21 protein-coding genes and 1 pseudogene are annotated in these 25697 nt (G+C 70.9%); 14 read left to right on the top strand and 8 right to left on the bottom strand.

Annotation, left to right across the window (positions count from 1 at the left end; genetic code table 11):
* The 3 genes and pseudogenes from ACSHV8_RS34510 to ACSHV8_RS34500 form a co-directional block, all read left to right on the top strand.
* Positions 1-1356, top strand: a complete 1356-nt coding sequence (locus ACSHV8_RS34510; protein WP_436522717.1) for an acyltransferase family protein — start codon at positions 1-3, stop codon at positions 1354-1356.
* A gap of 131 nt (positions 1357-1487) precedes the next feature.
* Positions 1488-2471, top strand: coding sequence for a DNA polymerase III subunit delta (gene holA, locus ACSHV8_RS34505; RefSeq protein ID WP_436522715.1), 984 nt, complete (start codon positions 1488-1490; stop codon positions 2469-2471).
* Positions 2468-2698: pseudogene (locus ACSHV8_RS34500) on the top strand (hypothetical protein); the annotation flags it as partial. The gene holA and the pseudogene ACSHV8_RS34500, both read left to right, overlap by 4 nt.
* Before the next feature lie 787 nt (positions 2699-3485).
* On the opposite strand, the gene rpsT reads toward ACSHV8_RS34500, so the two are convergent.
* On the bottom strand, positions 3486-3752 hold the full coding sequence (gene rpsT, locus ACSHV8_RS34495; protein ID WP_106316520.1) for a 30S ribosomal protein S20: 267 nt from the start codon (positions 3750-3752) through the stop codon (positions 3486-3488).
* 286 nt (positions 3753-4038) lie between these two features.
* Complete coding sequence (locus ACSHV8_RS34490; protein ID WP_436522713.1) at positions 4039-5043, bottom strand: phosphotransferase family protein; 1005 nt, start codon at positions 5041-5043, stop codon at positions 4039-4041.
* A gap of 186 nt (positions 5044-5229) precedes the next feature.
* Between ACSHV8_RS34490 and ACSHV8_RS34485 the strand changes: the two genes are divergently transcribed.
* The 4 genes from ACSHV8_RS34485 (at position 5230) to ACSHV8_RS34470 (ending at position 8965) form a co-directional block, all read left to right on the top strand.
* Positions 5230-5766 (top strand): DUF4240 domain-containing protein, encoded by a 537-nt coding sequence (locus ACSHV8_RS34485; protein WP_436522711.1) that lies wholly within the window; start codon positions 5230-5232, stop codon positions 5764-5766.
* A gap of 50 nt (positions 5767-5816) precedes the next feature.
* On the top strand, positions 5817-6518 hold the full coding sequence (locus ACSHV8_RS34480) for an MOSC domain-containing protein (RefSeq protein WP_436522709.1): 702 nt from the start codon (positions 5817-5819) through the stop codon (positions 6516-6518).
* 209 nt (positions 6519-6727) lie between these two features.
* A complete protein-coding gene (lepA, locus tag ACSHV8_RS34475) occupies positions 6728-8605 on the top strand; it encodes a translation elongation factor 4 (protein WP_436522707.1) in 1878 nt (625 codons plus the stop codon).
* 84 nt (positions 8606-8689) lie between these two features.
* Positions 8690-8965: a GlsB/YeaQ/YmgE family stress response membrane protein gene (locus ACSHV8_RS34470; protein ID WP_221326093.1), complete on the top strand. Its 276-nt coding sequence runs from the start codon at positions 8690-8692 to the stop codon at positions 8963-8965.
* A 92-nt stretch (positions 8966-9057) separates the two neighbouring features.
* On the opposite strand, the gene ACSHV8_RS34465 is transcribed toward ACSHV8_RS34470, so the two are convergent.
* The 3 genes from ACSHV8_RS34465 to ACSHV8_RS34455 form a co-directional block, all read right to left on the bottom strand.
* Positions 9058-10686 carry a PAS domain S-box protein gene (locus ACSHV8_RS34465; RefSeq protein WP_436522705.1) on the bottom strand — a complete coding sequence of 543 codons (1629 nt, stop codon included), beginning with the start codon at positions 10684-10686 and terminating at the stop codon, positions 9058-9060.
* Between the two features lie 116 nt (positions 10687-10802).
* Complete coding sequence (locus ACSHV8_RS34460) at positions 10803-11651, bottom strand: hypothetical protein (protein ID WP_436522703.1); 849 nt, start codon at positions 11649-11651, stop codon at positions 10803-10805.
* A gap of 63 nt (positions 11652-11714) precedes the next feature.
* Positions 11715-12485 carry an enoyl-CoA hydratase-related protein gene (locus ACSHV8_RS34455; RefSeq protein WP_436522701.1) on the bottom strand — a complete coding sequence of 257 codons (771 nt, stop codon included), beginning with the start codon at positions 12483-12485 and terminating at the stop codon, positions 11715-11717.
* A gap of 27 nt (positions 12486-12512) precedes the next feature.
* On the opposite strand from ACSHV8_RS34455, the gene hemW reads away from it, so the two are divergent.
* From hemW to dnaJ, 3 genes are all read left to right on the top strand, one after another.
* A complete protein-coding gene (hemW, locus tag ACSHV8_RS34450) occupies positions 12513-13715 on the top strand; it encodes a radical SAM family heme chaperone HemW (protein ID WP_436522699.1) in 1203 nt (400 codons plus the stop codon).
* A gap of 124 nt (positions 13716-13839) precedes the next feature.
* Positions 13840-14862, top strand: a complete 1023-nt coding sequence (hrcA, locus tag ACSHV8_RS34445; RefSeq protein WP_436522697.1) for a heat-inducible transcriptional repressor HrcA — start codon at positions 13840-13842, stop codon at positions 14860-14862.
* Positions 14863-14896: 34 nt separating this feature from the next.
* Positions 14897-16036, top strand: coding sequence for a molecular chaperone DnaJ (gene dnaJ / locus ACSHV8_RS34440; RefSeq protein ID WP_436522695.1), 1140 nt, complete (start codon positions 14897-14899; stop codon positions 16034-16036).
* A gap of 739 nt (positions 16037-16775) precedes the next feature.
* Here dnaJ and ACSHV8_RS34435 read toward each other — a convergent pair.
* The gene (locus ACSHV8_RS34435; RefSeq protein WP_436522693.1) at positions 16776-17384 is read right to left on the bottom strand and encodes a TetR/AcrR family transcriptional regulator; all 609 of its coding nucleotides are present in this window, start codon (positions 17382-17384) and stop codon (positions 16776-16778) included.
* A 124-nt stretch (positions 17385-17508) separates the two neighbouring features.
* Between ACSHV8_RS34435 and ACSHV8_RS34430 the strand changes: the two genes are divergently transcribed.
* The 4 genes from ACSHV8_RS34430 (at position 17509) to ACSHV8_RS34415 (ending at position 22040) form a co-directional block, all read left to right on the top strand.
* The gene (locus ACSHV8_RS34430; protein WP_436522691.1) at positions 17509-18621 is read left to right on the top strand and encodes an epoxide hydrolase family protein; all 1113 of its coding nucleotides are present in this window, start codon (positions 17509-17511) and stop codon (positions 18619-18621) included.
* A gap of 322 nt (positions 18622-18943) precedes the next feature.
* Complete coding sequence (locus tag ACSHV8_RS34425; RefSeq protein WP_436522689.1) at positions 18944-19678, top strand: 16S rRNA (uracil(1498)-N(3))-methyltransferase; 735 nt, start codon at positions 18944-18946, stop codon at positions 19676-19678.
* A 392-nt stretch (positions 19679-20070) separates the two neighbouring features.
* Entirely contained in the window at positions 20071-21030 is a 960-nt protein-coding gene (locus tag ACSHV8_RS34420) for an iron chelate uptake ABC transporter family permease subunit (RefSeq protein WP_436522687.1), read from the top strand.
* Positions 21024-22040, top strand: coding sequence for a FecCD family ABC transporter permease (locus tag ACSHV8_RS34415; RefSeq protein WP_436522685.1), 1017 nt, complete (start codon positions 21024-21026; stop codon positions 22038-22040). The genes ACSHV8_RS34420 and ACSHV8_RS34415 overlap by 7 nt, the downstream gene beginning before the upstream one ends.
* Before the next feature lie 308 nt (positions 22041-22348).
* Here ACSHV8_RS34415 and ACSHV8_RS34410 read toward each other — a convergent pair whose 3' ends face one another.
* Positions 22349-23296 (bottom strand): ABC transporter substrate-binding protein, encoded by a 948-nt coding sequence (locus ACSHV8_RS34410; protein WP_436522683.1) that lies wholly within the window; start codon positions 23294-23296, stop codon positions 22349-22351.
* Positions 23297-23335: 39 nt separating this feature from the next.
* Positions 23336-25684, bottom strand: coding sequence for a beta-glucosidase family protein (locus ACSHV8_RS34405; protein WP_436522681.1), 2349 nt, complete (start codon positions 25682-25684; stop codon positions 23336-23338).
* Between the last annotated feature and the right edge of the window lie 13 nt (positions 25685-25697).

The following is a 25697-nucleotide window of genomic DNA, read 5'->3' as shown; positions in this document are numbered from 1 at the left end:
GTGAGCTCATCAGCATCAGTCGAGAGCGGGCCGGCCCGGATGCGGTGGCTCGACGCACTGCGCGGCCTGGCCGTGCTCGCGGTCTTCTTCGAGCACGTCACCGACTACCTGGCGCCGGAGGTGAAGCACGCGACCCGGTCCGTGGCGCACGCCGGGATCTTCGGCGTCACCCTGTTCTTCCTGGTCAGCGGGTACATCGTGCCGGCCTCGCTCGAACGCCGGGGCGACCTTCGGCGGTTCTGGACGGGCCGGTTGTTCCGGCTCTACCCGGCGTTCCTGACCGTTTTCGCGATGGCCGTGCTGCTGTCGTGGTGGCGGCCGGGGGTCGTGCCGGCCGGGCTGCGCGAGCACACCGGCACGACGGTGCTGAGCAACCTGACGATGCTGCAGGACATGCTCGGCGGCGTGAACGTGCAGAACCAGTTCTGGACGCTCACCTACGAGATGTTCTTCTACCTGCTGGTCACCGCCGCGTTCGTGGTCGGGGTGCACCGGTTCAGCGTGGAGATCGCGCTGCTGCTGGCCGCCGCGGCCGTCGTGCTCGGCGGGGTGCTGCCGTCCGGGGTGTTCACCGGCGATCCGCGCAACGTGACCGTGGTCGCGGCGTTCGTGCTGGTGGCCGGGGTGGTGGCGGTGTGCCGCGGTCGCGCCGTGGTGGTGACCGGCGGGGCCGTCCTGCTCACGGTGCTGGTGTTCGGCCTGCTCGGGGTGAACCAGCCGGGCGGCCCGTGGGAGGGGTTCGTCATCCTGGCCGTGATGTTCACCGGGACCGCGCTCTACCGGGCCGAGCGGGGGCAGATCAGTGTGCGCCGGGCGCTGCTCGCGGTCGCCGGGGTGCTCGGGGCGGCGATCTTCGCGGTGTACCGGTACGGCGGGATCTGGGACATGGTCGGCCTGTCCGACGGGCTGGCGCGGAGTTCCTGGCTGAGTGCGGTGGCGCTGGCGTTCGCGGTCTTCGGGCTGGGGCGGATGTCGCGGCGGATTCCGCGGTGGTTGTCCTGGCTCGGGGGTGTCAGCTACTCGGTCTATCTGACCCATGTGCTGGTGTTGCGCCTGCTCGGGGAGCAGTTGATCGCGGCTCGGGCGGGCGGGGTTCCGGCTCGGCTCGGGTGGGCGGGTGTGTGTCTCGTGGTGACGCTGGTGGTGAGCTGGGTCGGTCATCGGCTGGTCGAGCTGCCGTTCCAGTCGCTGGGGCGGCGGCTCGGCTCGACTCACGAGCCCAGTTGGGTGGACGGGCGCGGCTCAGCGGGCGGGCTCGGCTTCGGCGATAAATCGGGAAAGTCCGACATGCCGAAGGGGGATGGCGAATTTCCGGGCCGGTCCCGGCCGGACGACCTCGGACGGATATCGGCGTGACCGGAGGCGATGCCGCAGGCCACGCACGCAGAAGCAGTGTTGCGTGCCGATATGTCGGGTTTCGCGTTCAGTGATCAGTTGAGCTGCGCTGAAGAGTGAGGCTCGTCGGAGTGTCGGTGGGACGTGCGAACATGGCACGCGTGAACGCCGCGCCACCTCCCTCATTGCTACTCGTCCAGGGTGATGAGGAACTTCTCGCCGCCCGTGCCGTCACCGCGGCGGTGGAAGCGGCGCGCGCCGCCGACCCCGGCGCGGACGTCCGGGAGTATGAGGCCGGCCAGCTCAGCCCCGGCGAGGTCGCCGAGATGCTGAGCCCGTCCCTGTTCGGCGGCCGTCGCGCACTGGTCCTGCGCAACGGGCAGGACGCGCGCAAGGAGCTGGCCGCCGCCCTGCTGGCCTACGCGAAGAGCCCGGACCCCGAGGTCACCCTGATCGTCACCCATCCCGGCGGGGCCAAGGGCAAGGCGTTCGCCGACGGCCTGCAGAAGGCCGGCGCCACCGTCATCCCGGCCATGAAGCTCAAGAGTGACCGCGATCGCATCGCCTTCGTCCGGGACGAGTTCCGCCGGGCCGGCGGCCGGTGCGACGAGGCCGCCGCGTCCGCGCTGCTCGCCTCCGTCGGCAACGACCTGCGGGAGATCGCCGCCGCCTGCTCGCAGCTGATCGCCGACACCGACGGCAAGGTCACCGAGGCCGTCGTCGCGCGCTACTACAAGGGCCGCGCCGAGGTCAGCGGCTTCACCGTGGCCGACGCGGCGATGATCGGCGACCTGCCGGGCGCCCTCGAAGCGCTGCGCTGGGCCCTGCACGTCGGCGTCGACCCGGTGCCGATCGCGGACGCGCTGGCCGACGGCGTGCGGACCGTCGCGCGGGTCGCCTCGGCCGGGAAGGGAAATCCGTACCAATTGGCCAGCACCCTCGGCATGCCGGCCTGGAAGATCCAGCGGGCCCAGGAACGCAGCCGCGGCTGGACACCCGACGGCCTGGTCGACGCCATGCGCGCCGCCGCCGAGTGCAACGCCGCGGTCAAGGGCGGCGCCGAGGACCGGGGATATGCGCTGGAGCAGGCCGTCTTCGCGGTGGCCGCGGCCCGGCGCGGAGGTGGCACACGATGACCAGGACAGTTCGTTCCCGCCGGGCCGGGGTGGCCAACCAGCCGCTCTACGCCCGCATGCTGGGCCTGCGCCACCTCAGCCCCGGCGGGCTGCTCTGCTTCGTCTTCCTGGAGGGCGCGCTCGCCCTCGGCGCGCTGCTCGCCCTGGCCGAGCTGGTCAGCTGGTGGGGCGTGATCGTGCTGCCGGCCGCCGTCGCCGTCATGGTGAAGTTCAACGACCTGGTGGCCGGGTGGCTCGCACCGCCCGCGCCGGTCGGCGAGCCGATCGCGGCCCGGGCCGCCGTGACGCGGGAACGCCACCCGCATCGACCGCACTCGACCGAATGGCCGTCGGGAGAGTGGCCCCCGCCGCCGCCCCGGGTGCGGACACCCGTCGTGCCGCCCCCGGTCGAGACCGGCGCCCGGTCCACCGGCGTGGTCTGGTTCCCTCCGGAAAACGGTTACGGTCGTCGCTCCGGCCAGCCGGAAATGCCGTCCGAGCAGGGGGCCGCGGTCAACACGGCACCGGTTCGGCGCCCGTGGGCGGAAGAGCTCGACGTCCGGCAGCAGATGGCTCGCCAATCGGCCGTGCGGCGCTACGAGTAGGCGATTTTTCAAGACGATTTCGCCGTACGGCGTTCAGGCGCGCTGTCCGTGAGCCTGCGGCGCCGTCGCGCAGGTGCCGACGTGGTTCCGCGCGTGCGGCCGTGAGTTGCTGATGTGGTTACGCGCGAGGTGCCGTGAGCTGCTGAAGCGGTCGCACCGGTATCGTTGTGGGCCGTCGGCCTGGTCGCGCGCGTGCGGCATCGGCTTGGCTGGTGACGATGAGGTGGCGTGGCCGCGGGCCTAACCCGCTTGCCGGAAATATGGCGATGCTGTGGGGCGGTGCTGACGCCGTACCCCGGAAATTAAAACGAACCGGGCACCGCGCGGACCTTGAGAGTCCAGCGGTGCCCGGTTTCGTCGTTCTGCCCGCCCGCCGGCGGGCGGAGCCGGCGGCCGCTTCCGTGCGGCCGCCGATCTGATCCGAAGAGGATCAGGCGGACAGCGAGGCGATCTTCTTGGCGATGGCCGACTTACGGTTGGCCGCCTGGTTCTTGTGGATGACGCCCTTGCTGACAGCCTTGTCCAGCTGACGCGAGGCGTCACGCAGCAGAGCGGTAGCCGACTCGGTGTTGCCGGAGTCGCTCGCCTCGTGAAGCTTGCGGATCACCGTCTTCAGCGACGACTTGACCGACTTGTTGCGCAGACGGGCCTTCTCGTTCTGCCGGTTGCGCTTGATCTGGGACTTGATGTTCGCCACGCGACAGCCTTGTCCTGACTAGTTCGGAAAATGGTCTGAACGAGTGATCACCGCGCGGAAGTCTCACCCGGCGAGGCCGGTGCATGAAACAACAGCGTGTCACCACACGCGAGGATCCAGACTACCAGTACGCCTCCGAGCCGCCAAAACGGCTCCGCCCGGCCGCCCGTTGAAGCCGCTGATCGCGGTGGGTGATGCCCGGCCCGGGCCGTGTCCGAGCTGTCCCTGCAGGGGTCAGCGGCCCTTGCGGCCCCCTGGAGGGCGGCCCTTGCGGCGCCCTCAGGGGTCAGCGGCGGAGCCGGCCGCGCTTTTCCGGGGTCGTGGTCCAGCCACGGCGTTCGGTGAGCCAGGCGAGGGCCTGGAGGCCGCTGAAGCGCTGGTGCTGCCGGCTGTGCGGGGACGCGCTGCTCGGTCCGCCCCCGGCACGTACCAGCCAATATCCCGACAATGCGGCCAGCGCGCCGTCCACCCCTTCGTCCGGCGCGCCCCACGCGCGCAGCACGGCGTCCGTGTCCACGCCGGCGGCATGCGCGCTGACCAGCAGCGTGACCGTGTCGAACCAGGGCGCGCCGAGGCACGGCCAGGTCCAGTCGCAGAGCCACGCGCGGCCGTTCCGGTCGATCAGCACGTTGTCCAGCCGCAGGTCGCCGTGCATCATCGCGTCCCCGGCGGCGAGCCCCGGCAGGGCGCGTTCGAGTTTGGCCAGCTCGGCGAGCCGGCTGGGGGCGATCGTGTCGCGGGCCGGTTCCGGCATCGGCTCGCGGCGCCGGGCGATCCGCTGCCACCAGGACATCTCGTCGCGCAGGATCTCGGGCAGCGCGGGCAGGCCGATCTCCAGCATCCGCGGCGACGGGTAGGCCAGCGCGGTGGCCGCGGCCGACCAGGTCCGCAGCGTGGCGTCCAGGTCGGCCCGGGTCCAGGGGAGCGCCGGGATGCTGCCGTCGATCGCCTCCAGGGCCAGCACGTACCAATCGGATTCGGTCATGGTCCAGAGCGGCCGGGCGGCGGTCACCTCCGGCGGGAGGGCCGCGGTGACGGCCGCCTCCCGGGCGTACCACCGGGAGGTCGGGTCGCTGAGCGGGGCCGCCTTGACGAACGCGCTGGTCCCGGCCTCGGTCTGCAGGACGCTGGCGAAGGCCCGGGTGAAACCGCCGCCTGCGCTGCGCGCGGCGGAAACCGGGGAGGCGAGGCGCGCGGTGATCGCTTTGCGCACGCTCTCCGGCAAATCCTGCCATTCCGGGCGTACGGCGGTGGCATCGTACGGAACGTCGGGCAGAGTGATCGGCCGCATGCCTCCATCCTGCCGCCGTGACCCACACCACGGAGTCGCGCCCGTGGTGGTCCGCGCGGGAGCCGTCGTCTGCGTGGCCGCGATCGCCTCGTGGGAGCTGCTGTCGATGGGGGCCGCGGTGGCCTTGACGGAAACCGCCGCCCGTGTCGTGGGGGAAGTGTCGTAGGGCACTGGCAGGATCGCGGCATGCGAACCGACGATTTCTGGGCGGTCATCGACCGCGCGACCGCGTCGAAGCCGGCGTCCCCGGCCGAGGTGGCCGAGCGCGCCGTCGCCGACCTGGCCACGAGTGATCCGGCGGAGATCGTCGCCTGGGGCCGCCACCTGGACAAGGTGATGGCGGCCTCCGGGACGGAGGATCTCTGGGCCGCGGCCTATCTGATCAACAGCGGGGCCGACGAGGCGGGTTTCGACGCGTTCCGGGGCTGGCTCATCGCGCACGGGCGCAAGGCGGTCGCCGCGGCCGTCCAGTCTCCCGACGTGCTGGCCAACGTGGTGGTGATCAAGGCGGCGGCGGACACCGGCGCCGTGTTCGAGGCCGAGGAGGTGCTGGGCATCGCGGCGCGGGCCTATGAGCAGGCCACCGGCGAGCCGATGCCGGCCGAGGAGCGGCCCCGCACCCGGCCCGCGGTCGGCGACCTGTGGGATTTCGACAACGAGGACGAGATGCGTCGCCGTCTTCCGAAACTGTCCGCGCTGTTCCTGGAGCCGCCGGATTACTGATCGGCGGAAACCGGGTCGAGATGTGGGGCGGTGGTGGCGAGACTCGGGGTATGAGTGCTGATTCGGGAACTGTCGCGGCGGTCAGCCGGAACGACGCCTACACGTTCTCCAAGCCCAACCGGGACGAGATCGTGCTGGTAGCCGGCCTGGGCGTCGAGGGGGACATCCACGCCGGGGTCAACGTGCGGCATCGGAGCCGGGTGCGGGCCGATCCGGCCCAGCCGAACCTGCGACAGGTCCATCTGATCCAGGCCGAGCTGTTCGACGAGGTGGCCGGCAAGGGCTTCGACGTGCCCGCCGGCGGCATCGGCGAGAACGTGACGACCCGCGGCCTCGACCTGCTGGCCCTGCCCCGCGGCACGATCCTGCGCTTCGGCCCACCGCCCGACGGTGCGATGCCGGAGAGTCCGGGGGAGCATCCGGTGCGCGCGGTGCTGGCCGCGGCCGCCTCGGCCGAGCTGGACGAGGCCACGGCCCGCGCGACCACCGCGGTGGCCCACGCCGTCGACCGTGACTCCGGCGCCGACCCGCGGGCCGCGGTCGTGCTGGCCGGCCTGCGGAATCCGTGCGCGCAGATCAACACGTTCCGGCCGGGCCTGCTCAAGGAGGTCCTGGGCCAGGACGATCACGGCCACGTCGTCCGCCGGGCCGGCGTGATGGGCGTGGTGCTGCGCGGTGGCCCGATTCGTCCCGGGGATCCGGTTGCCGTGGAGCTGCCGCCGGGTCCGCGTGAGCCGCTCGAACGGGTGTGATCGGACCTGCCCATCCGGGCGTGGGACGATAGGGAGCGCCGGCGTGTCCGCCGGCGACCCCGAACCGGACCGCCGGCGTGTCAGCCGACGGGCCGGACCCCGGACCGCCGGTCTCCCGGCCGGCGAGCCGGATCCGGAGTGACCGGCCACCCGGCCGGAGCTCTTGAGCAGCACGACGACAAAGACCAGCCCGAGAAGAACGGACGACCGTGCCTGGACCGCTCGACCCCGGCGTGAACGTGATCGGATCGACCGATCCCAGCCGCATCCGCAACTTCTGCATCATCGCCCACATCGACCACGGCAAGTCGACGCTGGCCGACCGGATGCTGCAGATCACCGGGGTGGTCGACCCACGTCAGATGCGCGCGCAGTACCTGGACCGGATGGACATCGAGCGCGAGCGCGGCATCACCATCAAGTCCCAGGCCGTCCGTATGCCGTGGACCGTCCGTGAGGGCGCCCGGCAGGGCGAGACCGCCGTGCTGAACATGATCGACACCCCGGGTCACGTGGACTTCACCTACGAGGTGTCCCGCAGCCTGGCCGCCTGTGAGGGCGCGATCCTGCTGGTCGACGCCGCGCAGGGCATCGAGGCGCAGACTCTCGCCAACCTGTACCTGGCGATGGAGAACGATCTGCGCATCATCCCGGTGCTCAACAAGATCGACCTGCCGGCCGCGCAGCCCGAGAAGTATGCGGAGGAGCTGGCCAAGCTCATCGGCGTCGACCCCTCGGAGGTGCTGCGGGTCTCCGGCAAGACCGGTGTCGGCGTGGACCACCTGCTCGACGAGATCGTCCGCGAGCTGGCGGCGCCGGTCGGTGACGCGGCCGCTCCGGCCCGCGCGATGATCTTCGACTCGGTCTACGACGTGTACCGCGGCGTGGTCACGTACGTCCGGGTGATCGACGGCCGGATCGAGGCGCGCGACAAGATCAAGATGATGTCCACCGGCGCCGTGCACGAGCTGCTGGAGATCGGTGTCGTCTCGCCCGAGATGGAGAAGGCGACCGCGCTCGGTGTCGGTGAGGTCGGTTACCTGATCACCGGTGTGAAGGACGTCCGTCAGTCCCGGGTCGGTGACACCGTGACCGGCCACAACCGGCCGGCCAAGGACGCGCTGGGCGGCTACAAGGACCCGAAGCCGATGGTCTATTCGGGTCTCTACCCGATCGACGGCTCGGACTACCCGGCCCTGCGTGACGCGCTGGACAAGCTGAAGCTGAACGACGCCGCGCTCACCTACGAGCCGGAGACGTCGGCCGCGCTCGGCTTCGGGTTCCGCGTCGGCTACCTGGGCCTGCTGCACCTGGAGATCATCGGCGAGCGGCTGGAGCGCGAGTTCGGCCTCGACCTGATCTCCACCGCGCCGAACGTGGTCTACCAGGTGGTCACCGAGGACGCGAAGGAGTCCACGGTCACCAACCCGAGCGAGTTCCCGTCCGGCAAGATCGCCGAGATCCACGAGCCGGTGGTGCGGGCCACCGTGCTGGTCCCGAACGAGTATGTCGGCGCCGTCATGGAGCTGTGCCAGAGCCGGCGCGGTGCGCTGCTCGGCATGGAGTATCTGTCCGCCGAACGGGTGGAGTTGCGGTACACCCTGCCGCTCGCCGAGATCATCTTCGACTTCTTCGACCAGCTCAAGAGCAAGACCAAGGGCTACGCCTCGCTCGACTACGAGCCCTCCGGCGAGCAGGTCGCGGACCTGGTGAAGGTCGACATCCTGCTGCACGGCGAGCCGGTCGACGCGTTCAGCGCCATCGTGCACAAGGACAAGGCGTACGCGTACGGCACGTCCATCGCCGCCAAGCTGCAGAAACTCATCCCGAGGCAGCAGTTCGAGGTGCCGATCCAGGCGGCCATCGGCTCCCGGATCATCGCCCGCGAGACGATCCGCGCGATCCGCAAGGACGTGCTCGCCAAGTGCTACGGCGGTGACATCAGCCGCAAGCGCAAGCTGCTCGAGAAGCAGAAGGAAGGCAAGAAGCGGATGAAGATGGTGGGCCGCGTGGAGGTGCCCCAGGAGGCCTTCATCGCCGCGCTCTCCACCTCGGAGGCGGCCGATCCGAAGGCCGCCAAAAAATAGGGCGGTTTGATTTCTCGGGGGGTCGGGAACTCTGGTGCTCGACGGACGCAACCGAACAAGCTCCACCCCCCGAGGAGGACCTCAATGACTGTCACCGGAATCATCACCGCCCTTATCGTCGGTCTGATCATCGGCGCTCTGGGTCGCCTGGTCGTACCCGGCAAGCAGAACATCCCGATCTGGCTGACCATGGTCATCGGTGTTGTCGCGGCGCTGCTCGGCACGGTGCTGGCCCGGGCCTTCGGTGTCGCGAACACCAACGGCTTCGACTGGATCGAGTTCTTCTTCCAGGTCGTTCTGGCCGCCATCGGTGTCGCCCTCACGGTCGGTATCACCGGCCGTCGTGGCCTGACCCGATAAGGCAACCAGGGAAGCGCCGGATCTCCTCGGAGGTCCGGCGCTTCTTCGTGTGTTCGAAGACCATTTCCCTCGTACGCGGGAAATGGTCTTTCCTAATAGCGGAAACGCTGCTGAGCGCTGCGCCGATTGACCCAGGCCGGCATCTCGGTGCTGTGCTCGGCGTGCGGGTGCTGCTCGGCCGGGTCGTGGTTGCGGGTGATGTCCCGCAGCGTCACCACCAGGCCCTGCACCAGGCGGTCCTCGCGCAGGTCGCGGTAGGTCAGTTCGACCAGCACCTGGCTCTGGTCGGAGCGCTGCAGGGCACAGTGCACGGTGCCGTCGCCGTGCGAGCGCAGCGCGTTGCGGACCCGGGCCCGGTCGTCCGGGTGGATCAGCTCGTCAAGGGTGGCCAGCGGAGGTAGTTCGGTCTGGCCGAGCGCGTCGCGCAGCGCCGGGCTGGCGTAGCGGATCCGCTGGTCGACGTCGATCACCGCCATCAGGTCGGCTGTGTTTCGAATCACAGCCCGCAGATAGAGATCGCTGTCCCGGCGGCCGACCGCCTCGACCAGGGTGATCCGGTCCAGCGCGAGCGCGGCCTGACCGGCCAGCACCTCGAGCGCGTCGTGCCCGGCCAGCAGATCGGTCCGGCGGCCGGTGATGATCAGCGCGCCACCACTGGGCCGGGCCACGTCGAGCGGCTCCAGGCGCAGCGGGCAGACCAGGGTCCGGTCGTCCGGGTCGGCCGAGTCCAGCCACCAGCTGCGCGCGGCCGGACCGGCCGGGGCGGGCGGCAGCTCGGCCGGGGACAACTCGTCGGCCAGCGAGACCCGGCGCACCGACGCCGGCGGCAGCAGCCGGACGACCGCGGCCCGCACCGCCGTGTCCACGGCCGGCCGGTCGGCCGCGGCCACCAGCGCGGCCGTGGCCGCCCGCAGGCCCTGCTCGCGGCCCAGGGCCTGGCTGTTCTGCCGGATCGCGTCACCGAGCCGGGTGATGGTCAGCAGCAGGGTGACCGCGCCGGTGATGGCGATCACCAGACCGTCCTTCACGTCACCCCGGAGCGCCTCGATCAGCAGCACCGTGGGCGGCGTGGTGGCGGCCAGCGCGAGCAGCACCGACCACCGGAACTTCCAGGGACTGTGCCGCGGCGGCCCCGGTTCGGTCAGCCGGACCATCGACGGGTGCAGCGCGGCCAGGCCCCAGCAGATGTAGAGCACCACGAACGCGGACTCGGTCTTCCAGTTGTGCTCCAGCGGGAACGCCACGTCGCCGGTCAGCATCCCGAGCGCGCCGGTCAGCAGCAGCCAGGCCGAGACGTTGCGCCGGTCGGCCGCGACCAGCCGGCCGGCCACGCCGATGAGCAGCAGGTCACCGATCACGTCGGTGGCCGAGACCGTGTGCAACCGATCCGACCCGATCACGAAGACCCAGACCACCAGCAGCGTCGTGCAGGTGGCGGCCAGCAGGTCGATCAACCGGGCCCGGTCACCCAGCAGCGCGCCGCCGCGGGTGAACTGCAGCAGGCACAGGGCGGTGAGACCGAACATCAACAGGTAGAAGATGTCGGCCAGTCCCATCACCCGGTACGAGTAACAGACGTCGCCCACCGCAAGAGCGGCCAGAGAGCCGGCCAGCAGCCACCACGGCGCTTTCCGCGCCGGTCGATGACGGCGCACACCGTAGGTGATCGCGCCGACGCCCCCCACTCCCAGCAGGATCCATTCGAGCGCTCCCCAGAACACGTCCTACTTAGTACCAGGACGGTTGCGGACTGTCCATGTCGATGTATACGCAGCGCAATTTCTTGTCTCAGCCGTGTGAACTACCGAAAGTCACCGAAAGTTGCGGAGAGTAGGGGTCAGGCGAAGACTTCGGCGACGACGCGGCTGCTGTCGTGGTCGCCCGCCGTGGTTACTTGCTGCCACTTTCCGTCCTGGGCATGCCATTCCAGGTCGGCGAAACGTACCCGTTCGAGTCCGGTCGCCGAAGCGTGCGAAACCAGCCAGTGCGCGTAGCGCCAGCCCGAGCTGGCGTTGCTGACCGAAACTGTCAGGCCGGCCGCCTCCGGGCTGGTGGAGCCCAGCTTCTTGCCCCAGTCCAGCTTGAGGCCGGCCATGACGGCCGACGCCGCGGCCGCGCCGCGCAGCGCCGGAGTGCCGGTGACCCGGCACGCGACCGAGCCGGTGGACTTGCCGAGCAGCGCGCTGGTCAGGACGCGGGCCTCGTCGGCCCACTTCTCGTAGGCATTCGGGTACGCCGAGCGCTGCACCTTCTGCGCGGCGTCGGTGACCCGCATGTTCTCCCAGCCCTTGACCTTCTTCAGGGCGGTGTAGAACTTGCCGGCCGCGTACCTCGGGTCCTTGATCTGCTCGACCGTGCCCCAGCCCTTGCTCGGGCGCTGCTGGAACAGGCCGACCGAGTCGCGGTCGCCGCCGTCCAGGTTCTCCAGCTTGGACTCCTGCAGGGCGGTGGCGAGCGCGACCACCACCGCCTGCTCGGGCATGTCCCGCCGCACGCCGACCGCGGCGATGGTGGCCGCGTTGGCCATCTGCGTCAGGTCCATGGTGACCTCACCCTCGGCGCCGACCACGCACTCCGGGCCGAGCACCGGCAGCGAGATCGAGCCCGGATTGCGGTGCAGCACGACGATCACGCTCACCACGGCGATGAGGATGAGCGAGGCGAGCACGCCGATCGCCGTCTTCACGTATCCGCACCCCCTAGCTCGATCGGACGCCAAGCCTAGACAACCGGCGCACCTAGATCGTCATCACTGTTTCGGCACCCAGCTCGGATCGCGTTTCTCCTGACGTGCGGAAACGCCCTCGCGGCCCTCCGCCGAGGTGAAATATCCGGCTGAACGGTCACTCAGTTCTGCCAGTTCGGTCCGGATCGACTCGGAGCGCGTACGCCGCAGCAGTTGCTTGGTTCCGGCCAGCGCGAGCGGCCCACCCCGGATCAGCGAGGCGCAGTAGGCGGCGACCGCCGCGTCCAGCTCCTCGTCCGGGACAGCGGCCGTGACCAGGCCGATCTCCGCGGCGCGAGCACCGTCGAAGACGTCCCCGGTCAGGTAGAGCTCGGCCGCGGCCCGCGGGGCCAGCCGGGGCAGCACGGTGGCGCTGATCACGGCCGGGATCACCCCGAGCCGGACCTCGGTGAACGAGAAGGTGGCCGACCTCGTGCAGACGGCCAGGTCGGCGGCGCCGATCAGGCCCAGCCCGCCGGCCCGGGCCGGACCGGCGATCCGGGCCACCACCGGCTTCGGGAACTCCCAGATCGCGGCCAGCAGGTCGGCCATCAGCTCGACCGGCAGCCGCTCACCCGGCCTGGTGGCGGCGGTCTCCTTCAGATCGGCGCCCGAACAGAAGACCGGGCCGGTGTGCGAGATCACCACGACCCGGGCCTCGGGGGCGGCAGCCGCGGCGGCCAGCGCGGTCAGCAGCTCGGTGATCAGGGCGCGGGACAGGGCGTTGCGGTTCGAGGGGCTGTCCAGCGTGAGGGTGGTCACCCCGGCCTCGGTGACGGTACGGACCAGATCCATGTCGGCACCCTAAGGCAGACTTGACGGATGGCCGGCGCACTCCCCGATGGTGAACCCGTACCCGATGACGGGTCCCTCCCCGACGAGGCGGTCCGCGACGTCGGGGCGAACGGCTTCGCCGTCTACGTCCACGTGCCGTTCTGCGCGAGCCGCTGCGGTTACTGCGACTTCAACACGTACACGGCGAGCGAGCTGGGCGGCGGCGCGAGCCGCGACGAGTATGCCGAGACCGTCCTGCGCGAGCTGGACCTGGCCGCCAAGGTGGTCCGGCCCCGGCGGGTCGACACCGTCTTCGTCGGCGGCGGGACACCGACCCTGCTCAGCCCCGGTGACCTGGGGAAGATCCTGGAGGGGATCGACCGGACCTGGGGCCTGGCCGCCGATGCCGAGGTGACCACCGAGGCGAATCCGGAGTCCGTCACCCCCGAGAGCTTGAAAGCCCTTCGCCGAGCCGGCTTCACCCGGATCTCGCTCGGCATGCAGTCGTCGGCCGCTCACGTCCTCCGGGTCCTGGACCGCAAACACACCGCCGGCCGCGCGCCCGAGGCTGCTCGGGAGGCTCGCGAGGCCGGCTTCGAGCACGTCAACCTGGACCTGATCTACGGAACCCCGGGCGAGACGCCGGAGGACTTCGACCGTTCCCTGCAGACCGTGGTCGACGCCGGGGTCGACCACGTCAGCGCCTACGCGCTGATCGTCGAGGACGGCACGCGCATGGCCGTCCGGATGCGCCGCGGCGAGCTGCCCTACCCGTCGGACGACATCGCCGCCGATCGCTATCTGGCCGCCGAGGAAAAACTGACAAAAGCCGGCTTCCAGTGGTACGAGGTGTCCAACTGGGCCAAACCGGGGGGCGAGTGCCGGCACAACCTGCGGTACTGGACCGGCGCCGACTGGTGGGGTCTCGGGCCGGGCGCGCACAGCCACGTGGGCGGGGTGCGCTGGTGGAATGTCAAGCATCCGACGACGTACGCGAAACGCTTGTTTGATGGTGTTTCCCCAGGTCATGGTCGAGAGCTCCTGACGCGTGAGGACCAGCACGTCGAGGACGTGATGTTGCGCGTCCGGCTGCGCGAGGGCATCGCCCTGGACCGTGTGGACGGCCCGGCGGCGGCCCGGGCCCTGGCCGACGGCCTGCTGGAGCCGGGTGCCTACGACGCCGGTCGGCTCGTTCTCACCCTGCGTGGGCGGTTGCTGGCCGACGCGGTGATCCGCGACGTCGTTCCCTGACGAGCCGTACTGTTTCGGTTCGACCATCCGTCCTTTCGATCATCGCGCTGCAGCCAGCGGCGACGTAGACTGGCACTCTGTCCGCGGGAGTGCCAGAGGGCTGCGATCTAGGGGGAGGGGTCAGATGAGTCTGGATGACCGCAAGCTCGAAGTCCTGCGGGCGATCGTCGAGGACTATGTCAAGACGCACGAGCCGGTCGGCTCGAAAGCGCTGGTCGAGCGCCATCAGCTGGGCGTCTCCCCGGCCACGGTCCGCAACGACATGGCCGTGCTGGAGGAGGAGGGCTACATCCGGCAGCCGCACACCAGTGCCGGCCGGGTGCCCACCGACGCCGGTTATCGGCTGTTCGTCGACCGTCTGACCAGGATCAAGCCGCTCAGCCCGGCCGAGCGCCGGGCGATCGAGCGCTTCATGGTCGGCGTGGTCGACCTCGACGATGTGGTGCACCGCACGGTCCGCCTGCTCGCCACGCTGACCCGCCAGGTCGCGGTGGTGCAGTATCCGAGCCTGTCGCGTTCCTCGGTGCGTCATCTGGAACTCGTGCCGATCTCCACCACCCGGCTGATGCTCGTCATGATCACCGACACCGGCCGGGTCGAGCAGCGCCTGGTCGAGATGCCGGCCCCGGTCCCGGAGGGCGACGTCTGGGATCTGCGACGCCGTGTCAACGAGAAACTGGCTGGTCAGAAGCTCGCGGACACCCCGCCGCTGGTGCAGAAACTCGTCGAGGAGTGCGCCCCCGAGCGCCGCGGCGACATGGTCTGCCTCGCCACCGTGCTGCTGGAGACTCTGGTCGAGCGGAGTGAGGAGCGCCTCGCACTCGCCGGGACGGCCAACCTGACTCGCGGCGGTGTGCTGGACTTTCAGGGCACGCTGCGCCCCGTTCTCGAAGCGCTGGAGGAGGAGGTCATCCTGCTCAAGCTGATCGGCGACCTCGAACCCAGCACCACCCGGGTCCGGATCGGCGACGAGAACGAGATCGACAACCTCCGGTCGGCATCGGTGGTCAGCACCGGTTACGGACCCGGTGCCACGATCGTTGGTGGGCTCGGCGTGCTGGGGCCCACCCGGATGGACTACCCCGGCACCATCGCTACTGTTCGTGCAGTGGCACGCTACGTTGGCGACCTGTTGGCACAGAATTGACGGATCCGCGCAGACATTGAGGACTCCAAACCCCGTGGCCAAGGACTACTACGGAATTCTCGGCGTGAGCCGGGAAGCCACCGACGACGAGATCAAGCGCGCCTACCGCAAACTGGCTCGGCAGTACCATCCGGACGTCAACCCCGATCCGGAGGCGCACGAGAAGTTCAAGGACATCAACGCGGCGTACGAGGTTCTGTCCGACGACCAGAAGCGGCAGATCGTCGACCTGGGCGGTGACCCGCTCGCCCCCGGCGGCGGCGCGCCCGGCGGCGGCCCCGGCGGAGCCGGCCCGTTCGTCGGATTCCAGGACATCATGGACGCGTTCTTCGGCACCGCGGCCGGCGGCGGCAGCCGCGGCCCGCGCCCGCGGACCCGTCCCGGCGCCGACGCCATCCTGCGTCTCGAGCTCGACCTGGTCGAGACCGCGTTCGGCGTCGAAGCGCCGATCACCGTCGACACCGCGGTGCTCTGCACCCAGTGCTCCGGCGCCGGCACCGCGCCCGGCACCCACCTCGCCACCTGCGAGGTCTGCGGCGGCCGAGGCGAGGTCCAGTCGGTCCAGCGCACCTTCCTCGGCCAGGTCGTCTCGTCCCGCCCCTGCCAGAACTGCCAGGGCCACGGCACGATCATCCCGAGCCCGTGCCCCACCTGCGCCGGCGACGGCCGCATCCGCACCCGCCGATCACTAACGGTCAAGATCCCGGCCGGTGTCGAGGACGGCATGCGCATCCGCCTCGCCCAGCAGGGCGAGGTCGGCCCCGGCGGCGGCACCGCCGGTGACCTCTACGTCGAGATCCACGAACGGCCCCACGACGTCTACTCCCGCAAGGGCGACGACCTCCACTGCCGGGTCACGCTGCCGATGACGGCGGCCGCACTCGGCACCCGGATGACCATCAAAACCCTCGACGGCGAAGAGAACATCGAGGTCAAACCCGGCACCCAGCCGGCCTCGACCCTCCGCATCCGCGGCAAGGGCGTCCCCCACCTGCGCGGCCAGGGCCGCGGCGACCTCTTCGTCCACCTGGACGTCAAGACGCCGACCAAGCTGACCGCCGACCAGGAACGGATGCTGCGGGACTTCGCCAAGACCCGCGGGGAAGACGTGGCCGAACTGAGCAAGCAGGGCGGCTTCTTCTCGCGGATGCGGGACGCCTTCAACGGGCACTGATCAGGCGTGATGCGCAAGGCGGCGGTGCCCCGGGGCCGCCGCCTTGCTGCTTTCGCCCCGGCTTGACCTCTGATCGCTTCCAGTCAACTTCAAGATCTTTATTGCCTCGCTTGGCTGTGGTCCAGATCGTCGCTCCCGCGGGGACCCTTCCGGGCTTCGCAGGGCGCTGGCGCGCCCAGAACGCGAAACCCTCCAGGGCGATGTCCGTGGGTGGGCACGGTCAGAGCAACAGACCCGTCCACGCCCGGGACCGCATGCCCGAGTCCCGTGCGATGGCCCATCGCGAGGCCGCGGCTGATCGAACTCACGGCCGCGCCCTCGGGTGCGTGGCCCGCTGACACCCCAGCCCGCCCTGCACCCGTGCTGCACCGCGTTCGTGCTGCACCGCGCCCGTGCCCGAGCCGCACCCGCGCCCGCACCGCACCGCGCCCGCACCCGCACCGCGCCCGTGCCCGAGCCGCACCCGCGCCCGCACCGCACCGCGCCCGCACCCGCACCGCGCCCGCACCCGCGCCCGCACCCGCGCCCGCACCGCACCGAGCCCGCACCGCACCGTGCCGCACCGCACCGCACTGCACCGCACTGCACCGCACCGCACCGCACCGCACCGTGCTGCACCGCGTCCGTGCTGCACCGCGTCCGTGCTGCACCGCGTCCGTGCTGCACCGCGTCCGTGCTGCACCTGTCCATACCGCGCGCCCGTTTCGCTGCCCATCGTGTCGGCCGCGCCAGCGCGAAGTCAGGGGGAGAGCCAGCGCCAGTTGAGCTCCAGCGCGCCCGGGGGCGGACCCGGCAGGGCACCGCCGGTGCGCAGGCCGTCGAGCAGCACGGCCAGGCAGCGTTCGCGCAGCTCACCGGTGCGCGTGGCATCGGGAACCCGCACGGCCGAGCACATCTCCAAGAGCAGGGTCACGTCGGCCGGGCCGACGTCGGGCCGCAGGTGCGCCCGCGCCCGCTCGATCAGCCCGGCGGCAAGCTCGGACGCCAGCTCCGCGTCGGCGTTCATCTGCTCGGTAGGCCTGAACGTGCCGGCCAGATGCACGGTCAACGAGTGCACGTCGGCCCGCACCACACCGTGCAGGAACCTCGCGAACGCCTCCCAGTCGTCCGACTCCAGGTCGGCCTGCTCGGCCTCCGCGATGAACGTCCGCAACCCGTCGTGGCAGAGCGTCCGCAGTAGTTCCTCCTTACTCGGATAGCGCCGGTAGAGCGCCCCGATGCCGACCTGGGCCCGCTCGGCAACGGCGGCGACCGGCGCCCGCGGATCGGCCAGGAAGATCTCCCGGGCCGCGGTCAGGATGGCCTCGTTGTTGCGAACGGCCTGCTCACCACGTCCCGGTCGCTTCATGCCACCCATCCTACCGGAACGGAACGAAGTATTCCGCTCCGCTTGGGAAGGTGTTAGAGTCTGAGTCGGAACGAAGCATTCCGTTCCGATCGAACTTCGAAGACTCGTCGACGAGGAGCAGGACATGGCCGAGATCCGCCCCTTCCGCATCGAGGTCCCCCAGAGCGATCTGGACGACCTGCGCGACCGGTTGACCCGCACCCGCTGGACACCCGAGATCCCCGGCCAGGGCTGGGCCCGCGGCGTCCCGACTGACTACTTGCGCGGGCTCGCCGCCTACTGGGCCCACGAGTTCGACTGGCGCGCGGCCGAGGCCCGGCTCAACGAGCTGCCCCAGTTCCTCACCGAGGTCGACGGGCAGACCTTGCACTTCGCGCACGTCCGCTCTGCCGATCCGGCCGCCACCCCGCTGCTGATCAGCCACGACTGGCCCGGCTCGTTCGCGCTCTACCTGCCGGTGGTCGAGGCGCTGCGCGCGCACTTCCACCTGGTGCTCGTCAGCAACCCGGGCGTCGGCTTCTCCGGCCCGCTCACCGCGCCGGGCTGGAGCACGGCTCGCACCGCGTCCGCGCTCAACGAGCTCATGGCCCGGCTGGGCTATGAGCGATATGGGGTCCAGGGCACCGGCGGCGGCGCCTGGATCGCTGTCGAGATGGGCCGGCAGGCTCCCGACCGGGTGATCGGTGTGCACGTCAACGGCCACGTCACGTTCCCGTCCGGCGATCCGGCCGAGTTCGAGGGCCTGACCGACGCCGAGCAGGACCGGTTGCGCCGCCTGCAGGAGTTCCGCGACGACCGGATGGGTTTCGCCGCGATCCAGTCGACCCGGCCGCAGACCCTGGCGTTCGGGCTGCACGACTCCCCGGTCGGCCAGCTGGCTTGGATCGTCGAGAAGTTCCAGGAGTGGACCGACCCGGCCTCACCGCTGCCGGAGGATGCTGTCGGCCTCGACCTGCTGCTCACCAACGTCAGCCTGTACTGGTTCACCGGCACAGCCGGCTCCTCGGCGAATACGTACTGGGAATCCGCCCACGACCCGTCCGCCTGGGGCCCGAAGGAGAAGTCGACCGTGCCGCTCGGCGTCGCGCTCGGGGTCACCGACATCACCATCCGCCGGTTCGCCGAGCGGGAGGCCCCGGTGACCCACTGGACAGAACTCCCCGCCGGCGGCAACTTCCTCCCCGCCGAACAGCCCAAACTCTTCGCCGACGACGTCACCGCCTTCTTCCGGCCCTGACCGGGCCGGCCGACGGCGCCCGCCGCCGGCGGGCACCGCCGGCCGTGGTGGCCGGCCTGCGATGCCGCTCGCGTGCGGGCCGCTTGCTGCGGCCTCGACCGGCCGCGGTGATTGCCCGGCTGCGATGTTGACTGGCCGCGCTGTTTCCCGGCTGGGGCGCCGGCTGGCCGCGGTTGTTGCGTGCCGGGGTGCTGGCCGGCCGCGGTGGTTGCCTGGCGGGGGCGCTGGCTGGCCGTGGGGGCTGCCAGGTGGGGTGCCGGCTGCTGTGGTGGTTGCTGGGCTGGGGCGGTTGAGGGGCGGTGGTGCACGGTAGCGTTCGGGGGTGTCCGCGCCGTTGTTTTTGGTTGAGAGCTTGCCTGTCGGGTCGTTGTTCACGCTGGACGGGCCGGAAGGGCATCATGCCGCTACCGTGCAGCGGCTTCGGGTGGGTGAGGTGCTGATCCTTGCGGACGGGCGGGGTGGCATCGCGCACGGCGAGGTTGTGGCGGTGGGTAAGGGCAGCGTGGACGTCGCGGTGGGTGAGCGGAGTCAGGAGCCGGCGGCGGATCCGCGGTTGGTCGTGGTGCAGGGCATCGCCAAGGGGGACCGGGGCGAGCTGGCCGTGCAGGCGATGACCGAGACCGGTGTGGACGAGATCGTGCCGTGGGCGGCGTCCCGGTCGGTGGCGCAGTGGCGGGGGGATCGGGGGTTCAAGGCGCGCGACAAGTGGGCGGCGACCGCCCGGGAGGCCGCGAAACAGGCCCGCCGGTCGTGGCTGCCGCTGGTGGCCGGGGATCCGGACTGTTCCACCAAGCAGGTCACGGGACGGCTGGCCGAGGCGTCGGCGGCGTTCGTGCTGCACGAGGAGGCCACCGAGCGGTTGACCACGGTGGGCCTGCCCGCGGCCGGTGAGATCGTGCTGGTCGTCGGGCCCGAGGGTGGCATCAGCGACGCCGAGGTGGCGGCGTTCCGGGAAGCCGGAGCTGTTCCGGTCCGGCTGGGCAGTGCCGTCCTGCGCACGTCGACCGCTGGTGTGGCCGCGCTTTCGGTCCTCTCGGCGCGCCTCGGCCGCTGGTAGCGAATCCGCGCTCGGCATGGGTCCGACCTGGACGAGCGGCCGATCCTCCGGAGATGAGGTTAGGCTAGCCTTCCATCGTGGATGGCGTCGATACCGGGCCGAGCGGCGGAACCGCTGCGGGGGCCGAACCCGGACCACGAACGGGAGCGGACGCCGGGACCGGGCCGGCGACACGGGGTGCGGACGCGCCGGAGCGGGACGCGTTGGGCCAGCACGCCCGGGAACGGGACGTCCGGGAACCGAACGTGCGGGGGCGGGACGTCCGGAAGCGCGAGATTCGGGAACGGGACGCCCAGGAACGGGACGTGCGGGAACAGGACGTTCGGGAGCGCGGGATTCGGGGGCGGGACGTTCGGGGAGGTGCACGCCGGAGTGGTTTGCTGCTGCTGTGCTTGGCTGCTCTCGGGGCGACCTGTCTGCTCAGCATCGCGATCGGCACCCGCAACATCGCCCCGGGTGCGGTCTGGGACGCGTTCGCACACTACGCCGGGACCGACGATCAGTCCGTGGTGCGGGACCTTCGGGTGCCGCGGACGGTGCTGGGGATTCTGGCCGGGGTCGCGTTCGGACTGTCCGGCGCGGTCATCCAGGCGGTCACCCGCAATCCGCTCGCCGACACGCAGATCCTCGGCGTGAACTCGGGTGCCGCGCTCTTTGTCGTCTTCGCTGTCGGGGTTCTCGGGCGGACGCGCCTGGACGAGTACCTGTGGTTCGGCTTCGGCGGGGTGGCGTTCGCGCTGCTCCTGGTGTATCTGCTCGGCTCGGCGGGCCGGGGTGGCGGTACTCCGATCCGGCTGGCTCTGGCCGGGGTCGCGCTCGGCGCGGTCATGGACGGTGTCGCCACCGGGGTCCGGCTGGTCCGGCCGCGGGCCTTCGACTACCTGCGGTTCTGGGACGTGGGTTCGCTGTCCGGGCGGCCGTTGGACGTGGCGGCCACGATTCTGCCGTTCGTGCTGGCCGGGACGGTGTGCGCGCTCGCGGTGGCCGGTTCGCTGAACACGGTCGCGCTCGGCGACGACCTGGCCCGGACGCTCGGCGCGAAGCTGACCCGGATCCGCGCGCTGGCCCTGCTCTCGGTGATGTTGCTGGCCGGGGCGGCGACCGCCGCGGTCGGCCCGATCGGGTTCCTCGGCCTGATGATTCCGTTGGTGGTGCGCCGGATGGCCGGTCCCGACCAGCGTTGGATCTTCGTGTTCACGATTGTCTGCGCGCCGATTCTGCTGCTGCTCGCCGACGTCGCCGGCCGTCTGCTGATCCGCCCGGGCGAGTTGCGGGTCGGCGTGGTCACCGCGTTCCTGGGCGCGCCGGTGCTGATCTGGTGGGTTCGCCGGCTGCGAGGGACCACATGGTGAAGACCAGAACCACGATTACGGTACGGCCATGGGCCCGTTTCCCGGTCCGACCGCTGATCGTGTGCCTGCTCCTGGCCGCCGCCGCGCTGGTGACCGCCGTGTTCACGCTCGGCACCGGCGAGTTCGGTATCCCGCCGGGTGATGTCGTCCGGGCGCTGCTCGGTTCCGGTTCCCGCGCGAACCACCTGGTCGTCGTCGAGTGGCGCCTGCCCCGGGTGCTGCTGGCCCTGATCGTCGGCGCGGCGCTGGGCCTGTCCGGGGCGATTTTCCAGGCGTTGACCCGGAATCCGCTGGGCAGTCCGGACGTGATCGGGTTCAACGTCGGCGCGTACACGGGTGTGCTGGTCGTGGCCGGGAGCGGCTACTACGTGACGGCGCTGGGCGCCCTGGCCGGCGGGATGCTCACCGCGGTCGGGGTGTACGTGCTGGCCTGGAAGCGGGGCGTGCAGGGCTTCCGGCTGATCATCGTCGGGATCGCGGTGAGCGCGGTCCTCGGTTCGTTCAACGAGTGGCTGGTGATCAGGGCGGATCTGCAGACCGCGCTGGCCGCCGCGATCTGGGGTCAGGGCACCCTGAACGGTCTGGGCTGGAACGTCGTCGCCCCGGTGACCGTGGCGATCGGCGTGTGCGTGGTCGCGTTGCTGGTGCTGGGTCCGCGACTGTCGATCCTGGAGATGGGTCAGGACACCGCGGCGGCGCTGGGGGTGCGGGTGGAGTCGACTCGTCTCGCCTATCTGACCGTGGGTGTCGGCCTGACCGCCGCCGCGACGGCGGTGGCCGGCCCGATCTCGTTCGTGGCGCTGGCCGCCCCGCAGCTGGCTCTTCGTCTGACTCGCACCCCGGGCGTGGCGCTGACGCCGGCCGCGGTCATGGGTGCCCTGCTCACGATCGTCTCCGACTGGCTGGGTCAGCATCTGTTCGCCCCGACCCAGCTGCCGGTGGGTGTGGTGACGGTCGCGGTCGGCGGCCTCTACTTCGTCTGGCTCCTCTACCGCCAGAGCCGAGCCTGACCCCGGCGCCCGGAGGCACCCGTGAGCCCTGGCCGGCGCCGGCCAGAGGCGTGGGTCGCGGCTGGGGGCTGCCTCGCGGGGTCCGGGGGACGGAACACGGGTGTGTGGCAGCGGGCTCGTGTGGTCCGGGGGACGGGACGCGGGTGCCGGGTGTTCCCCGTGGGTGGGTTTGTTGCTCTGACCGCGACCAACCGACCACGTCGCCCTTCCGGGCCTCGCGTTCTGGGCGCGCCAGCGCCCTGCGAGGCCCGGAAGGGTCCCCGCGGGAGCGACGGTCTGTACCCCGGCGGAGATAGGCAATGATGGTTTTAAGAAGTGGCGGTCTTGAGCTGGGGGACCAGCTGGTCCAGGGCGTAGAGCAGGGCGTCCGGGCCGCTGTAGGAGAGCGCGCCGGCGAGCGGGCCGTCGAACGGGATGTAGAGGGTGTGTTTCGCGGCGACGACCTTGAGTTTCGCGAAGACCGGGGACTTGAGCATGTCGGCCTCGGTGGCGCCCTCGATGACCAGGACGTCGCGGTCGGCCAGGTCGAGGCGTTCCTCGCTGACGTCCTCGGCCTGGTCCTGGGTGGCGAAGCCGAGGAGGTCGAAGAGGGCGCGGCGCGGGTCGTTCTTCGGGAGCAGGTAGTGCTGGCCCTTCTCGGGGCCGTAGTCGACGACGAGGGTCTTGCCGGCGAACTGCGGGTTGGCCGTCTTGGCGGCGTCGGCGGCGGCTTTGACCTTGTCGACCAGGGCTTGCGCCTCGGCCGGCTTGCCGAGGGCCTTGCCGGTGGTCAGGGTCTGCACGTCCCAGGGCGTCTCCTCGTCCTTGTACTGCGAGGACTGGATGACCGTGGGCGCGATCTGGGACAGCTTGTCGTAGGTGGCCTTGTCGATCGTCTCGTAGACGGCCAGGATCAGGTCCGGCCGCTGCTTGATGATCGCCTCGTAGTTGATCTCCGCGGAGAAGGTCGGCAGGGATGCGCCGCCGAGCGAGGAGGCGACCCAGGGGTACGTGGGGTATTCGGTGAACCACTCCCGGGTGCTGACCGGCACCTCGCCGAGGGCGAGCGCGAAGTCCTGGTCGTTCCAGCCGACGGTGACGATCCGGTGCGGCTTCGACGGGATCGTGGTGTGGCCGAACTTGTGCTCGATGGTCACCGGGAAGGCGGTCCCGGCCGTGCTGCTCGCCGGGGCCGCCTTGTCGGCGTCGTCGCTGGTGCTGCAAGCGGTCAGCGCGGTCGTCAGAAGGACCGCGGCGAGTACGCGCCTGAACTGCATGAACTGCTCCTCACTCGGAAGTGAGGGTAGGCTAACCTTTTATCGGTCGATCTCGACAGTCCGGCGAGGATCGTCGAGGGCGTGGGCCGCGATGACCGTGTAACGACCGGTCAGGGTGCGCCAGCCGTCGTCCCAGACCTGGAAGGCCCGCTCGGGCAGCGGGATCCGGACGGTGACCGTCTCGCCGGGGGCGGCCTCGACCGCGGCGAAGCCGGCCAGCCATCGGGTCGGCCGTTCGACCAGGCTTTCTTCGGCGGACAGGTAGATCTGGACGATCTCGCGGCCGGGGCGCTCGCCGGTGTTGGTCAGCGTCACGACGGCCTCGGTCACCGATGCTGAAATATCGGTGTAAGTCCAGTTCGTGTAGCCGAGGCCGGAGCCGAACGCGTACAGAGGCTCCTTCGTCCAGCCGCGATAACCGATGAAAATCCCTTCGCCGTACGAGAGGGAGCCGTCCCGCGGTGTGACGTCGAGCACCGGGCAGTCCTCCTCGCGGCGCGGCCACGTGGTCGGCAGACGCCCGCCCGGCTCCTCGGCGCCGGTCAGCACCGCGGCCAGGGCCGCGCCCGCCTCCTGCCCGGGGAACCAGGTGAGCAGCACCGCCGCCACCTGGTCGGCCCACGGCAGCAGCACCGGCGACCCGGCGTTGACCACCACCACGGTCCGCGGGTTGGCCGCCGCGACCCGGGACACCAGTTCGTCCTGCCGGCCGGGCAGGGCCAGGGACGTGCGGTCGAAGCCCTCGGACTCGACCTGCTCGGTGGTGCCGACCACGACCACGGCCACATCGGAGCCCGCGGCCAGGGCGACCGCCTCGGCGATCATGCCCTCCTCGTCCGGGCCGGGCGGGCGGTGGCCGAGCGTGGTGCCGGCCGAGTGGGCCGTGCCCGGCTCGAAGGTCTGCCGCAGCGTCACCGGGATCGGCTCGCCGGCCGGCAGGGTGATCGTGAAGCGCTGCTCGCGCGGGTGCAGCAGCAGGTCGGCGCGGCCGGTGCCGGGCGGGTGCAGCGAACCCTGGTAGAGCTTCTGGTCGCCGACGGTCAGCTCGAACGCGCCGAAACCGGAGATCGCGAAGGTGTGCTCACCCGCCTCGGCCGGGGTGTACGTGGTGGACAGTTCCAGGAACGTGACGTCGTTCACGGCCAGGCCGCCGGGCGGGTCGCCGAGCCAGCGGACCCCGGCCGTCGGCACCTCGAACCGGTAGGTGCCGAGGTCGATGTGGAAGCCGGACCAGTCCGGGCCCTGGGCGGCCGGGAGGAACGGGCGGGGGTCGGCGCCGATCGCGTACTCGACCTGGGGGAACGCCGTGCGGATGCCGTCCAGCGGGGAGATGACGTGGGGTGGGGCGACCTGGGCGCTGCCGCCGCCGAGGACGCGGGCGTCCTGAGCGAGGGCGCCGATCACGGCGATTTTCTGGGAAATGCCGGGATTCAGGGGGAGGAGTTGCTCATTGCGCGTCAGCACGAACGAGCGTGAGGCCACCCGGTGGGCGACCGCGTCACCGTCGATCTCCGTCACGCTCGGCCGGGGTGAGTCGCCGAGAGCGCCCACGCGCCGGGCCAGGCGCAGGACCCGCCGTACTTTATCGTCGATGACCTCGATGGGAACGGACCCGGACCGGACCGCTTCCGCGAGTTTCGGCCCCCAGGGGTTGTCCATCGCCGGCATGGCGATGTCGAGGCCGCCGAGCGCGGCCCCCACGGTGTCCCGGGCGGCCCGCCAGTCCGAGACCACGACCCCGTCGAAGCCCCACTCGTCCTTCAGGATCTCCTCCTGGAAGCGGCCGTTCTGGGCCATCGACGCGCCGTTGACCCCGTTGTACGCGCTCATCACGCCCCAGCCGCCGGCCTGCGCCACCCGCTCGAACGGGGCCAGGTAGAGCTCGCGCAGCGCCCGTTCCGGGATCCGCACGTCCACGGTCATCCGCTCGGTCTCGAAGTCGTTCCCGACCAGGTGCTTCACCGTCGTGCCGACCCCGTGTTCCTGCACGCCGCGCACGAACCCGACGGCGATCTCGCCGGTGAGCAGCGGATCCTCCGAGTAGCACTCGAAGTGGCGGCCGTTGAGCGGGGTGCGGTGCAGGTTCACGGTCGGGCCGAGCACCACGTGCACGCCCTTGCGGCGGGCCTCCTGGCCGAGCAGCCGTCCCGCCTCCGCGGCCAGTTCCGGGTCCCAGGTCGCGGCCAGCGCGGTGGGGCTGGGCAGGGCGATCGACGGGTCGTCGGGCGCCCAGCCGGTGCCCCGGACGCCGACCGGCCCGTCGGACATGACCAGCGAGCGCAGGCCGATGCGCGGAATGGCGGGCAGCGACCAGAAGTCCTGGCCGGTCAGCAGGGACACTTTCTCGTCCAGGGACAGGTGGTCGAGTAAGTGATCGATATCGGTCATGTGAGAGCGCTCC

Source organism: Actinoplanes sp. HUAS TT8, assembly GCF_051380535.1.
Lineage (GTDB): Bacteria > Actinomycetota > Actinomycetes > Mycobacteriales > Micromonosporaceae > Actinoplanes.
Note: the sequence above shows the minus strand (reverse complement) of the source record. Positions and strands in the feature narration are given on the sequence as shown.